The sequence below is a fragment of the Pseudomonas sp. IzPS59 genome (assembly GCF_014863505.1).
Taxonomy (GTDB): Bacteria; Pseudomonadota; Gammaproteobacteria; order Pseudomonadales; family Pseudomonadaceae; genus Aquipseudomonas; species Aquipseudomonas kribbensis.
This window is the reverse complement of the sequence record NZ_CP062251.1, coordinates 3032822-3045455: the sequence shown is the minus strand read 5'-3', so window position 1 is coordinate 3045455 and position 12634 is coordinate 3032822. Positions and strand designations below refer to the sequence as shown.

Here is a 12634-nt window from a genome sequence, read left to right as displayed (position 1 = left end):
ACTCAACCAGAAGCCCCAGGCCGGGCCAAGCGATAGACCGACAGGCAGTAAATCAACAACGCCAACCCCGCCAGCATCCCGCCTACTACCCCAACATAAGCAAAACCAAACTGGCTCCCCACCCAACTCCCCATCAACGCCCCGCCGCCAATGCCGATGTTGTAGATCCCCGAAAACAGCGCCATGGCCACATCGGTCGCGTCAGGTGCCAGCACCAGAACTCTGGACTGCAATGCCAGACCGAAGCCCATGATCGCCATTCCCCAGAACAGGCTCAGGGTGCACAGGTAGGAAACCTCGCCGTTCAAAGGCAACAGCAACGCCAGACACAACGCGAGCAACGACACGGCGACGATCAGAAAGCGCTGCGGGCTGTACCGGTGCAGCCAGCTGAACAACAGCGATCCGAAAATCCCCGCGCCGCCGAATAACAGCAGGATCAGCGTGACCGTCTCGCCACTCATGCCCGCTACGACCTGAACGAAAGGCTCGATGTAGCTGTAGGCGGTGAAGTGAGCTGTCACGACCATGGCCGTCAGGACATAGATCGCCACCAGCGCCGGTCGCTTCAACAACAACGGCAAGCTTTTGAGCGAGCCCGAGTTCTGGCTCGGCAACAACGGCAAGACCTTCGCCAGCCAGAACACCAGCGTAGCCGCCAAGACTGCGATCGCGATGAAGGTGGCTCGCCAGCCCATCGCCTCGCCCAGTATCCGGCCGAGGGGAATACCGAGCACCATCGCCAGGGATGTGCCGGTCGCCAGCAAGCCCAACGCCTGGACCTGCTTGCCCGGCGGCGCCAGGCGCACGGCCAGCGAAGCGGTGATTGACCAGAACAATGCATGGGATAACGCCACGCCGATCCGGCTCAGCAACAGGACGGCGAAGCTGGTCGCCACACTCGACAGAATGTGACTGACGATGAACATCGCAAACAGCACGATCAACAACTTGCGCCGCTCGACGTTGCGCGTCAGCAGCATGATGGGCAGCGACGTCAGCGACACCACCCAGGCATAGATGGTCAACATCAGGCCGACCTGAGCCGACGTCATGTCGAAGCTGCTGCCGATCGAACTCAACAGGCCGACCGGGACGAATTCGGTGGTGTTGAAGACGAATGCTGCCAGTGCCAGCGCAATGACCGCATACCAATTGCCGCTGGTGGTCGTCGTAGAGTTGCTCATTTGAAAGTCGTGTCCATCTGTCGGTTTTGCGTACACCAATTGCCGGAAAGCCTCAGACGACAGGTGGTTCGATGGCGACTCTACTATAAAGAAACGCGGACGGGTTCATCATGGGGGTGAAACTCTCGGCGCTCGGGATACAGGCGTGCGTCATTGGCCGGCATAGCCTTTGACCCGCATGCAATCATTGGTCAGATCGATCTGTTTTTCAGCGATAACGATGCCATCCCCCACGGCGCTGCCCATGCCGTGAGTCTGGTCATTTGCTGCCGGTGTGGAGTGGTAGCTGGCCGTTGCGGCTTTGGCCTGATACTGGCATTCAGCTTTGTCGTGCTGGATGTCAGAGACACTTGCGCCCGGCCTGGACCAGTTCTGAACAGAGGTGGCACAAGCGCTCAAAAGCATCGCGCACAACGTGAAAATAATGAACTTCATGGTTTTCTCCATCGGTAAAAGGCGCTGTTTGAAATCACTTGCAGACGAACGTCACGTGGGCGACTTCATTCTCAGGATCCAGCGGCAAGCGAGATTGAACTTCAAACTCGCCGAGCTGCTTGCCAAGCGATGCACACTTTTTGCAGGCCTTGTCCAAGGCCAGCTGACGCGCCCCTGAGTGGGTGTGTCTCGATAGCAGAGCATTCGCCGACGCCTGATATTCGTAGGGGCCGAGCTTCAAGTCGTGGGACTGCCAGATATAGTTGCCGACCAATGCGACAGCGCTCACAGCAATGATCATGTTGAGTTTCATGGCAGGCATCGATCGCTGGACATTTCATTCCTCATAACGCGCCCCCCTGTGTGGTCAATAGCGCAACGTCTGTGCGGGTCTGAATCTGTCAGATCGCGGTGATGAAATGATTGAGCAGTTCGGTACCAAGATGAAGAAAAACGAAGTATCTTTCAGTGCGGATTAGAAAAACTTAACGAGACTGGCGGCCATGCAACTCGATGCAAAACAGATGCAGGCGTTCCTTGCCGTCGTCGACAGCGGCAGTTTCGAAAAGGCCGCGGAACGGCTCAACGTGACGCCGTCGGCGGTATCGCAACGGATACACGCACTGGAAGTTCGCCTGGGCAGCTCGGTTGTAGTGCGCGGGCGACCGTGCGAACCCACTCAGGCCGGACGCAAGCTGATGCTCTATCTTCGCCGCGCAACGGTGCTCGAAGAGGAACTCCTCAACGACCTGACCGGTGACGAAAAAGACCATCTGCGGGTTGTCATAGCCGTCAACGGGGACACGCTGGCGACCTGGTTTTTCCCTGCGCTGGCCGAGATATTCGTCAGCGAAAAAATCCTGCTCGACGTCGTGGTCGACGATCAGGACCACACCTATGCATTACTGGAAAGTGGCCAGGTCATCGGTTGCATCGGCACGCGCTCACAGCCGATGCGTGGATGTTTTGCAGAATTGTTGGGATCGGTACGCTACCAATTGGTGGCATCGCCCGCCTTTCAGGAGCGCTGGTTTGCCAAGGGTCTGACCCGCACGGCTGCGCGAAAGGCACCTGTTTTCGCTTATTCGCGCAAGGACACTTTGCAGTCTGATTTCATGCGGTCACGTTTCGGTCTGCAGGCAGATGCTTATCCGACCCATTACCTGTCACTTCCCGAGGCCCGCCTCAAAGCCATACGTCGCGGCCTCGGATACGGGATGGTGCCGTACATGCAGGTGAGCGACCTGCTGAAAAATCGGGATCTGGTGGATCTGGCGCCGGGTCATTTCACTGATGTCGAGCTCTATTGGCACGCCTGGGACCTGCAATCACCGCGCATGGAAATGCTCTCCGAACGTGCAGTACATGCCGCGCGCCGCATCTTGAGCAGCAAAACGGCGATCAAACGCTCCACCATGCCGAAAAAATGAACCGTTGCATTCGCGGCAACACAGATTTGTCATCGACCATATTGATAGCCCCCTAACGAAAGGTGCATGCTAGAGGGCTTCGCTCGGTCTTATATCATTCCGAATGATAGTTACCTTCGTGTCATTCGATTCGTTTGCTATCTACCTGCCGAGCATCATCCGCCCATCTTCAATACATTGGCGGATGCATCCATGGAACAATCACTCAAACATTTGCGCTTCCCGTTGGCTCTGTTGGCCGTGATGGTGATGAGCGCCTGCGGCAAGACTCCAGAAACCGCCGCCGCCATGCCTGCTGCCAAGGTCAGCGTGGCCAAGGTGCTGGAACAACCGGTCAACGAGTGGGACGAATTCACCGGGCGCCTCGAGGCGCCGGAAACCGTTGAAATCCGTCCACGGGTCTCCGGCCAGATCGACGAAGTCGCCTTCACCGAAGGTGCACTGGTCAAGAAAGGCGACCTGTTGTTCCAGATCGACCCGCGTCCGTTCCAGGCCGAGGTTCGCCGCCTTGAAGCCCTCGTAGCCCAGGCTCGCGCCAACGCCACCCGCAGTGAAAACGAAGCCGGCCGTGGCGAACGCCTGCGTGCCAGCAACGCCATTTCCGCCGAACTGGCTGACTCGCGCACCAGTGCTGCACAGGAAGCACGTGCCGCTGTCGGCGCCCTGCAAGCGCAACTGGATCTGGCCAAACTGAACCTGAGTTTCACCCGTGTAACCGCACCGATCAGTGGCCGCGTCAGCCGGGCCGAGATCACCGCCGGTAACCTGGTGACCGCCGACACCACCCCGCTGACCAGCGTGGTTTCCACCGACAAGGTCTATGCCTACTTCGACGCGGATGAGCGTGTTTTCCTCAAATACACCCAACTCGCCCGTCAGGGTCAGCGCGGCGCGACCACTCCGGTGTACATGGGTCTGTCCAACGAAGACGGCAATCCGCACCTGGGCCAGATGAACTTCGTCGACAACCAGGTCAACCCGAAGACCGGCACCATTCGTGGTCGCGCCGTGTTCGACAACAGCGACGGCACTTACACCCCGGGCCTGTATGCGCGTCTGAAACTGGTCGGCAGCGGCACCTACAACGCCATGTTGATCAACGATGAAGCGGTCGGCACCGACCTCGGCAAGAAGTTCGTGCTGGTGATGGATGGCGACAACAAGACCGCCTACCGCGCCGTCGAGCTCGGTCCGAAGATCGAAGGTCTGCGCATCGTGCGCAGCGGCCTGAACAAGGACGACACCATCATCGTCAAGGGTCTGCAACGGGTTCGCCCTGGTTCTCCGGTATCCCCTGAAGTGATCCCGATGGCCAGCGAGCAAACCATTGCCGCTCTCGCTCAACAACGACAAGCGCTGGAAGCCAGCAACCTGCCCAAAGTCGCACCTGCCAAAGGCGCGTCGGGATCGGTTGTGAAACTGGCTGCTGCGACCCCACGCGGTTAAGGGACGACAACTCCGATGAATTTTTCCCAATTCTTCATTTCACGGCCGATCTTCGCAGCGGTGCTTTCGCTGCTGATCCTGATTGCCGGTGCGATCTCGCTGTTCCAGTTGCCGATCAGCGAATATCCGGAAGTCGTGCCGCCAACCGTGGTGGTACGTGCCAACTTCCCGGGCGCCAACCCCAAAGTCATCGGTGAAACCGTGGCCGCTCCACTGGAGCAAGCCATCACCGGCGTCGAGAACATGCTGTACATGTCCTCGCAGTCCACCGCTGACGGCAAGATCACCCTGACCATCACCTTCGCCCTGGGTACCGACCTGGACAACGCGCAGGTGCAGGTGCAGAACCGCGTGACCCGGACCGAGCCGAAACTTCCAGAGGAAGTGACACGGATCGGTATCACCGTCGACAAGGCTTCGCCCGACCTGACCATGGTTGTGCACTTGACCTCGCCGGACAAACGCTACGACATGCTGTACCTGTCCAACTACGCAATCCTCAACATCAAGGATGAGCTCGCTCGCCTCGGTGGTGTCGGTGACGTGCAGCTGTTCGGCATGGGCGATTACTCGCTGCGTGTATGGCTCGATCCGAACAAGACCGCTTCGCGTAATCTGACCGCCACTGATGTGGTCACCGCGATTCGCGAGCAGAACCGTCAAGTGGCCGCCGGCCAACTGGGCGCTCCCCCTGCCCCGAATGCCCAGAGCTTCCAGTTGTCGGTCAACACTCAGGGCCGTCTGGTTTCCGAGGAAGAGTTCGAGAACATCATCATTCGCGCCGGCGACAACGGTGAAATCACTCGCCTGAAGGACATCGCCCGCGTTGAACTGGGTTCCAGCCAATATGCCCTGCGTTCGTTGCTGAACAACCAGCCGGCCGTGGCGATCCCGATCTTCCAGCGTCCAGGCTCCAACGCCATCGAAATCTCGAACGAAGTTCGCGGCAAGATGGAAGAGCTGAAGAAAAGCTTCCCGCAAGGCATGGACTACAGCATCGTCTATGACCCGACGATCTTCGTGCGCGGCTCCATCGAAGCGGTGGTTCACACCCTCTTCGAAGCACTGATCCTCGTGGTTCTGGTGGTGATCCTGTTCCTGCAGACCTGGCGCGCCTCGATCATTCCGTTGGTAGCGGTGCCGGTATCGTTGATCGGTACGTTTGCGGTGATGCACCTGTTCGGCTTCTCTCTCAACGCCCTGTCGCTGTTCGGTCTGGTACTGGCGATCGGTATCGTGGTGGACGACGCCATCGTGGTGGTGGAGAACGTCGAGCGGAACATCGAACTGGGGCTCAATCCCTTCGATGCGACCAAAAAGGCCATGGGTGAAGTGACCGGCCCGATCATTGCCACGGCGCTGGTGCTGTGTGCGGTGTTCGTACCGGCGGCATTCATCTCGGGCCTGACGGGTCAGTTCTACAAGCAGTTCGCACTGACCATCGCGATCTCTACAGTGATCTCGGCCTTCAACTCGCTGACCCTGTCGCCGGCGCTGGCCGCTGTGTTGCTCAAAGGTCACGACGCACCGAAAGACCGCTTCTCGCGGGTGCTGGACAAGATCTTCGGTGGCTGGCTGTTCCGTCCGTTCAACCGCTTCTTCGACCGCGCCAGTCATGGCTACGTCGGCACCGTGCGCCGGGTCATCCGTGGCAGCGGCATCGCCCTCTTCCTGTACGCAGGCCTGATGGTGCTGACCTTCTTCGGTTTCTCCAGCACGCCGACCGGTTTCGTACCCGGCCAGGACAAGCAATACCTGGTGGCCTTCGCGCAACTGCCGGACGCCGCGAGCCTGGACCGTACCGAAGACGTGATCAAGCGCATGTCCGACCTGGCACTGAAACAACCTGGCGTGGAAAGTGCCGTAGCGTTCCCGGGCCTGTCGATCAACGGCTTCACCAACAGCCCGAACGCCGGCATCGTGTTCGTGACCCTGAAACCGTTCGACGAGCGTAAAGACCCGAGCATGTCCGCCGGTGCAATTGCCGGGGCCCTGAACGGCCAATACGCGAACATCCAGGAAGCGTACATGGCGATCTTCCCGCCGCCGCCGGTACAAGGTCTGGGCACCATCGGTGGTTTCCGCCTGCAAATCGAAGACCGGGGCAACCTGGGTTACGAAGAGCTGTACAAGGAAACCATGAACATCATTGCCAAGAGCCATAACGTTCCGGAACTGGCCAACCTGTTCACCAGCTACACCGTGAACGTGCCGCAGGTCGATGCCGCCATCGACCGGGAAAAAGCCAAGACCCACGGCGTGGCCGTCAGCGACATCTTCGACACCCTGCAGATCTACCTGGGTTCGCTGTATGCCAACGACTTCAACCGCTTCGGTCGTACCTATCAGGTCAACGTTCAGGCCGAGCAGCAGTTCCGCCTCGAATCCGACCAGATCGGCCAGCTGAAAGTGCGCAACAACAAGGGCGAAATGATCCCGCTGGCGACCTTCATCAAGGTCAGCGACACCTCGGGCCCGGATCGCGTGATGCACTACAACGGCTTCATCACTGCTGAAATCAACGGTGCCGCAGCCCCGGGCTACAGCTCCGGCCAGGCCGAAAAAGCCATCGAGAAACTGCTCAAGGATGAACTCCCGAACGGCATGACCTACGAGTGGACCGACCTGACCTACCAGCAGATTCTGTCCGGCAACACCGCGCTGTTCGTGTTCCCGCTCTGCGTACTGCTGGCGTTCCTGGTGCTCGCCGCTCAATACGAAAGCTGGAGCCTGCCACTGGCGGTGATCCTGATCGTACCGATGACCCTGCTGTCGGCCATCACCGGCGTGATCATCTCCGGCGGCGACAACAACATCTTCACCCAGATCGGTTTGATCGTACTGGTGGGCCTGGCCTGTAAGAACGCGATTCTGATCGTCGAGTTCGCCAAGGACAAACAGCAGGAAGGTCTCGATCCGCTGGCCGCGGTACTGGAAGCCTGCCGCCTGCGTCTGCGGCCGATCCTGATGACCTCGTTCGCGTTCATCATGGGTGTGGTGCCACTGGTGTTCTCCAGCGGTGCCGGTGCCGAGATGCGTCACGCCATGGGTGTGGCGGTGTTCTCCGGCATGCTTGGGGTGACCTTCTTCGGTCTGCTGCTGACGCCAGTGTTCTACGTACTGATCCGCAACTTCGTGGAACGCAGTGAAGCCCGCAAAGCGGCCAAGGCGCAGAATCTTCCACAGCAACTGGAGGCGCACCAATGAGTCTGAAAGTCTTCCTGCCGAGCCTGCTGGTACTGGCCCTGAGCGCCTGTGCAGTCGGCCCTGACTACAAGACCCCAGCCACGGAGGCGGCCAACATCACGGCCGCCACCGACGGCGCCGCCGGCCAGAAGAACTTTGACCGTTCGAAATTCGAAGGCATCTGGTGGCAGCAGTTCGACGATCCGACCCTCAACCAGTTGGTGACTCAATCGCTGCAAGGCAACCGTCAACTGCGCGTCGCCTTTGCTCGCTGGAAAGCGGCCCGGGCAATCCGCGACGACGTCAGCAACGATGCGATGCCGACCATCACCAGCCGCGCCAGCAGCAATCTGGGCAAGGGACAGATTCCCGGCCAGACCACCCAACGGGTCAACAGCGAACGCTATGACCTGGGTCTGGACATGGCCTGGGAGGTCGATCTGTTTGGTCGCATCCAGCGCAACCTGGAAGCCAGCGAAGCCGATCAGCAGGCTGCCGAAGCCGATCTGTACCAGCTGCAAGTCACCATGATTGCCGAACTGGTGGACGCGTACGGTCAACTGCGTGGCGCCCAGCTGCGGGAAAAGATCGCCGTGGCCAACCTGGAAAACCAGCAGGAGTCGCGCAAGATCACCATCAGCCTGCGTGACGCCGGCGTCGGCGATCAGCTCGATGTCGAGCGCGCCGATGCCCGTCTGGCCTCGGTGGAAGCCAGCGTGCCGCAATTGCAGGCGGAGCAGGTTCGGCAGAAAAACCGCATCGCCACCCTGCTGGGTGAACGTCCGGACAAGCTGACCGTCGACCTGAGCCCGAAAGACTTGCCAGCCATTGCCAAGGCATTGCCGATCGGTAACCCGGGCGAACTGCTGCAACGTCGCCCGGATATCCTCAGCGCCGAACGCAAACTGGCTTCCGCCACGGCACGTATCGGTGTGGCCAAGGCCGACCTGTTCCCACGGGTCAGCCTCAGCGGCTTCCTCGGCTGGACCGCCGGGCGTGGTTCGCAGATCGGTTCCTCGGCGGCCAACGCCTGGGCGCTGGGTCCGAGCATCACCTGGGCGGCGTTCGACCTCGGTAGCGTGCGTGCCCGTTTGCGCGGTGCCGACGCCGATGCCGAAGGCGCACTGGCAACCTACGAGCAACAAGTGCTGCTGGCTCTGGAAGAGTCGGAAAACGCCTTCAGTGATTACGGCAAACGTCAGCAACGCTTGATCTCGCTAATCCGCCAGAGCGAATCCAGCCGCAAGGCTGCCGACCTGGCTGAGATCCGCTACCGCGAAGGCACCACGGATTTCCTGGTGCTGCTCGACGCCCAGCGTGAACGCTTGAACGCCGAAGACAGCCAGGCCCAGGCCGAAGTCGAGCTGTATCGCGGCATCGTCGCGATCTACAAGGCTCTCGGTGGTGGCTGGCAACCGGAAACGGTCGCCAGCAAGTAACAGTTTTTTAAAGAGCTCCTTTGGTTGGCCGCAACCAACCAATTTTTTGCCCCGCGTATCATTCGGTCGCGGGGCTTTTTTGTGCCTGTCTTTCGTGGTTTTCCAGAACGGTGACGGTCGCTGTGGTGCCTGCCCTGAGGCGATCCTTGCCTGCATAGTCGGGGTCGATGCCAATTCGCACCGGGACCCGCTGCGCCAGTTTTACCCAGGTGTAACTGGGGTTGATGTTGGCCAGCAATCGACTGCCCGGCGCGTTTTCCCGGTCGGCGATGGCGAAGGCGATGCTTTGTACCGTGCCGCCAAACTTCTCACCGCTCATCAACTCGATCCGTACCCTGTCGCCCTCCTCGATCCGTGGCAGCTTGGTTTCCTCGAAATAGCCACTGACGTAGAACGAGTCGCTGTCCACCAGTGCCAGCAATGCGCCGCCGGCCACTGCGTAGTCGCCCTGCCGGGTCAACAGGTTGGTGACATAACCGCTCACCGGCGATTCGACACGGGTACGCTGCAAATCCAACTCGGCCTGGGTCAGTGCCGCAATAGCCAGTTGAACGTTGGCTTCAGCCAATCCCAGATTCGCTTGATTACGCAGCAGATCAGCCTGGGCCACAGCCACGTCGGTGCTGGACTTTTCCCACTCTTCACCGGAAATCGCGAAGCCCTGTTTGAGTGTGCGTCTGCGTCGCTCCTCACTCTCGCGCTGTTTCAGCAAGGCCTCGCTGGCCACGATGGACGCCCGGGATTGGCCGAGTGTTGCCTTCGCCACTTCTACCGAACGTCTGGCATGTTCAACCGCCAGACTGTAGCGAGCCGGATCGATCTCCAGCAGCAATTGGCCTTTCTCGACATGCTGGTTGTCCTGCACCGCCAGACTGACGATGCGTCCCGAGACATCCGCCGACAGGGTCACCACATCTGCCCTCACCCGCGCATCCCGCGTCCAGGGTGCGCGGGTGTAATGCTCCCAGGCGAACCAGCCGAGCACGATGGCCAGCAGCACCACGGCCAATGTCGTCAATCGAGTGAGCAACGTCTTCAAGGCATCAGGCTCCCATCAACAGAATCAATGTGGCGCAGACACAGGCGTACAGCGCGCCCTCGAACAGCGCTTCATGCCAGACCAGCCGCAGCACACCGAGGCGGCGCAATACCCAGTCCAGCAATAGAAAGACCGGTATGGCCAGAATCAGGGCCTGAGCAATTGGCGGCAGGTAGACGCCGCCGACCTCGAAATCAATGGGCAAGGACAGGGTCTCCTTCAGGGGCATTGTGTTGCAGATATTCACCGTGACGCTCAAGGAACGAGACGACGATCAACAGCGCCACACGCATGCGGAACACTGACCACAGGTGCTCGTGTGTGGCGGCATGCAGCTCATCCAGCTCGTCACCGAGCGCATGCAGCGTAGTCAGCAAGGCTGGCAAGTGCACATCCGGGCGGCCAGCGACGAAGCGGCCGGTCTGGCGCAAGGCGGCCATCAGTTGCCGGCCGAAAGCGTCCGTCAGCAAAGCGTTGCCCTGCACCTGTTGCCTGAGCTGGTGAATGGCGACACCGAGTGCCACACAGGCGAGGCTGATTTCATAGCGTCGTTGCATGTCCGGATCATTGGCTGCCGGCAACAGACCCAGCATGGTGGTCAGGCGGTCAACCATGCGGCTTTCGAACGCGAATTGCTCTGCGTCCGTGGCGGGCGATTGGGTCAGTTGATACACCTGCTCCCGAGCTTCGTTGTAGAACCGACGGATTCGCAACACCGGCCGGAACGGAAAGATCCACGCATAAACGATCAGAGCCAGCATCGCCGCACTGACGTAGGCACCGGCAAACTCGAACCATTGAATGGCGGTGTTCTGCCCGGTTCCGACGTTCTGCGGGCCGAGCATCAGGAAACTCGACAAGCCCAGCCCCATGCCGATGCCCGCCGTGGCCGGGCTGGCCAGTCCCACCGCGATGACGTAAAGCAGCGGAGCCAGCAATAACGCCAGCCATTCGAAGTCGTTGACCGCCGGTACCAGCATGAATTGATACAACGCCGAAACCACCAGTGCCAGGCCCAGTCCCCGGGCGTAGCTCTGCGCGGCGATCAAGGGGCGCGGGAACGTTGCCATCAGCGAACACAGAATCCCCACCAGAATCATCCCGCCACGGGCACCGTCCCAGGCGGTTTCGATCCAGATCAGCCCGGCCACCAGCAATGCACTGAAGGCCCGGATGGCATTCATCGTCGCCAGAGTGAAATCCAGGTGCAGCGGGCTGGACTGGCCGCGAAACATGCAGCTGGCCTCTCGCCCGTCCTGTATGGCTTCGCTCAGTTCGAGGATCTGCTCCAGTTGTTGCAGCAGCCGCGCCTGCTCCCAGCGCAGGGCCCAGGCCAGCGAACGCAGGGTTGCGCTCATGTCCTCGGTCAACTGTTCAGCCCTGTAGGCCAGCGCTTCGAATTGTTGCTGCAGGACAACCAGCTGATGCCTCATGTCTTCCGGCAGTGAACGCCCGTACTGTGCCAGTTGATCGAGAAACGCCAGTTCATCGGCGCGCAAGCGCTGGACCTCCAGCGGCAGATCCCCGTCCCAGCGTTCGGTCAGCAACTGCCGCTGATGCCGCAGGGCTGTCAGGCGCGAAGTCAGCAGCATCAGTTGATTGCCCAGCATCAACACCAGATTGTTGGCACTGCGCAGGCGCGGAGCATCGAAATACAGATGACGGCGCAAGCCTTCCAGGGCGCTGATTTCGCCGAGCAGTTGCATTTGCCGGCGCTGGAATTCGGTTTCGCTTTCTTCGGTGCGAATCACCGCAGCGGCATGGGTGGCGACCAGTTTGATCACCTGATCGACTTTGGCGAAGTAGTTGCGCGAAACCGCCTCCGGACGGGCCGTCAGCAGGCTGACGACACAGACGCAGGCCACCGCCAGCAGGGTTTCGGTCACCCGGGTAACCGCCAGCAGGAAGGTGCCGTCCTGGTCCGGAATGGCCAGCAACGCCACCACCACGGCGGTGTAGCCACTGAGCACGAACGCCTGGGAACTGGTGTAGCGCAGCAAGGTGCCGCCGGCCGTGCATAGTGCCAACCACAGCGCCAGGGTTGTGATGAACGGCAAAGGCGCCTGAGGGAAAATTGCCATGATCAGCACCGCCACCGCAGCACCCAGCGTAGTGCCGATGACCTGACCGAAACTGCGGGCCAGCGCCATCCCGGCCAGCGGCTGACTGATGATGACCACTGCCATGATCGACCATTTGGGTTGATCCAGATCGAACAGGAACGCCAGATAAAGCGTCAGCAGCCCGGCAGCAATGGTGCGCAGAGCAAACAGCAACACGGCCTGACCGGGATGGATCACTGTCCTGAAATAATTGAGCAGGGCTTGCATGAACGCACTCGTCAAAGGAACTTCACCAAGCGTAGTCACTGCATCGAAAGCTCGACGGCTTCCAGGGCCGACAGATGTTGTAGGGATATTCATCCTCAGTCGCGTGACATATCGGGCAGAGTGTTTGACTCAAGGCGTCAGC

General features: G+C 60.1%; 10 protein-coding genes. 4 read left to right on the top strand and 6 right to left on the bottom strand.

Features of this window, described 5'->3' with window-relative positions; genetic code table 11:
* Nucleotides 1-2: 2 nt before the first annotated feature.
* From IF189_RS13610 to IF189_RS13600, 3 genes are all read right to left on the bottom strand, one after another.
* Nucleotides 3-1187: a sugar transporter gene (locus tag IF189_RS13610; protein ID WP_192553484.1), complete on the bottom strand. Its 1185-nt coding sequence runs from the start codon at nucleotides 1185-1187 to the stop codon at nucleotides 3-5.
* Between the two features lie 150 nt (nucleotides 1188-1337).
* Nucleotides 1338-1622 (bottom strand): hypothetical protein, encoded by a 285-nt coding sequence (locus IF189_RS13605; RefSeq protein WP_134826783.1) that lies wholly within the window; start codon nucleotides 1620-1622, stop codon nucleotides 1338-1340.
* Nucleotides 1623-1656: 34 nt separating this feature from the next.
* Entirely contained in the window at nucleotides 1657-1935 is a 279-nt protein-coding gene (locus IF189_RS13600; protein ID WP_134826782.1) for a hypothetical protein, read from the bottom strand.
* Between the two features lie 190 nt (nucleotides 1936-2125).
* On the opposite strand from IF189_RS13600, the gene IF189_RS13595 reads away from it, so the two are divergent.
* The 4 genes from IF189_RS13595 (at nucleotide 2126) to IF189_RS13580 (ending at nucleotide 9123) form a co-directional block, all read left to right on the top strand.
* Nucleotides 2126-3052, top strand: a complete 927-nt coding sequence (locus IF189_RS13595; RefSeq protein ID WP_134826781.1) for an HTH-type transcriptional regulator ArgP — start codon at nucleotides 2126-2128, stop codon at nucleotides 3050-3052.
* 192 nt (nucleotides 3053-3244) lie between these two features.
* Entirely contained in the window at nucleotides 3245-4498 is a 1254-nt protein-coding gene (gene mexE / locus IF189_RS13590) for a multidrug efflux RND transporter periplasmic adaptor subunit MexE (protein WP_085709792.1), read from the top strand.
* 15 nt (nucleotides 4499-4513) lie between these two features.
* Complete coding sequence (locus tag IF189_RS13585) at nucleotides 4514-7705, top strand: efflux RND transporter permease subunit (protein WP_085709791.1); 3192 nt, start codon at nucleotides 4514-4516, stop codon at nucleotides 7703-7705.
* Complete coding sequence (locus IF189_RS13580) at nucleotides 7702-9123, top strand: efflux transporter outer membrane subunit (RefSeq protein WP_114882879.1); 1422 nt, start codon at nucleotides 7702-7704, stop codon at nucleotides 9121-9123. Before IF189_RS13585 ends, IF189_RS13580 begins: the two co-directional genes overlap by 4 nt.
* Nucleotides 9124-9181: 58 nt before the next feature.
* Here the strand turns inward: IF189_RS13580 and IF189_RS13575 are convergent, their stop codons facing one another.
* From IF189_RS13575 to IF189_RS13565, 3 genes are read right to left on the bottom strand one after another with little or no spacing between them, the layout of a single operon-like run.
* Nucleotides 9182-10162: an HlyD family secretion protein gene (locus tag IF189_RS13575; RefSeq protein WP_134826780.1), complete on the bottom strand. Its 981-nt coding sequence runs from the start codon at nucleotides 10160-10162 to the stop codon at nucleotides 9182-9184.
* Between the two features lie 4 nt (nucleotides 10163-10166).
* The gene (locus tag IF189_RS13570; protein ID WP_096820375.1) at nucleotides 10167-10367 is read right to left on the bottom strand and encodes a DUF1656 domain-containing protein; all 201 of its coding nucleotides are present in this window, start codon (nucleotides 10365-10367) and stop codon (nucleotides 10167-10169) included.
* Nucleotides 10357-12492, bottom strand: coding sequence for an FUSC family protein (locus tag IF189_RS13565; RefSeq protein WP_134826779.1), 2136 nt, complete (start codon nucleotides 12490-12492; stop codon nucleotides 10357-10359). The genes IF189_RS13570 and IF189_RS13565 overlap by 11 nt, the downstream gene beginning before the upstream one ends.
* Nucleotides 12493-12634 lie beyond the last annotated feature (142 nt).

Coding starts and splice junctions, on each gene's coding strand:
- IF189_RS13610 (WP_192553484.1), bottom strand. CDS start 1,187: ATGAGCAACTCTACGACGACCACCAGCGGCAATTGGTATGCGGTCATT.
- IF189_RS13605 (WP_134826783.1), bottom strand. CDS start 1,622: ATGAAGTTCATTATTTTCACGTTGTGCGCGATGCTTTTGAGCGCTTGT.
- IF189_RS13600 (WP_134826782.1), bottom strand. CDS start 1,935: ATGAAACTCAACATGATCATTGCTGTGAGCGCTGTCGCATTGGTCGGC.
- IF189_RS13595 (WP_134826781.1), top strand. CDS start 2,126: ATGCAACTCGATGCAAAACAGATGCAGGCGTTCCTTGCCGTCGTCGAC.
- mexE (WP_085709792.1), top strand. CDS start 3,245: ATGGAACAATCACTCAAACATTTGCGCTTCCCGTTGGCTCTGTTGGCC.
- IF189_RS13585 (WP_085709791.1), top strand. CDS start 4,514: ATGAATTTTTCCCAATTCTTCATTTCACGGCCGATCTTCGCAGCGGTG.
- IF189_RS13580 (WP_114882879.1), top strand. CDS start 7,702: ATGAGTCTGAAAGTCTTCCTGCCGAGCCTGCTGGTACTGGCCCTGAGC.
- IF189_RS13565 (WP_134826779.1), bottom strand. CDS start 12,492: ATGCAAGCCCTGCTCAATTATTTCAGGACAGTGATCCATCCCGGTCAG.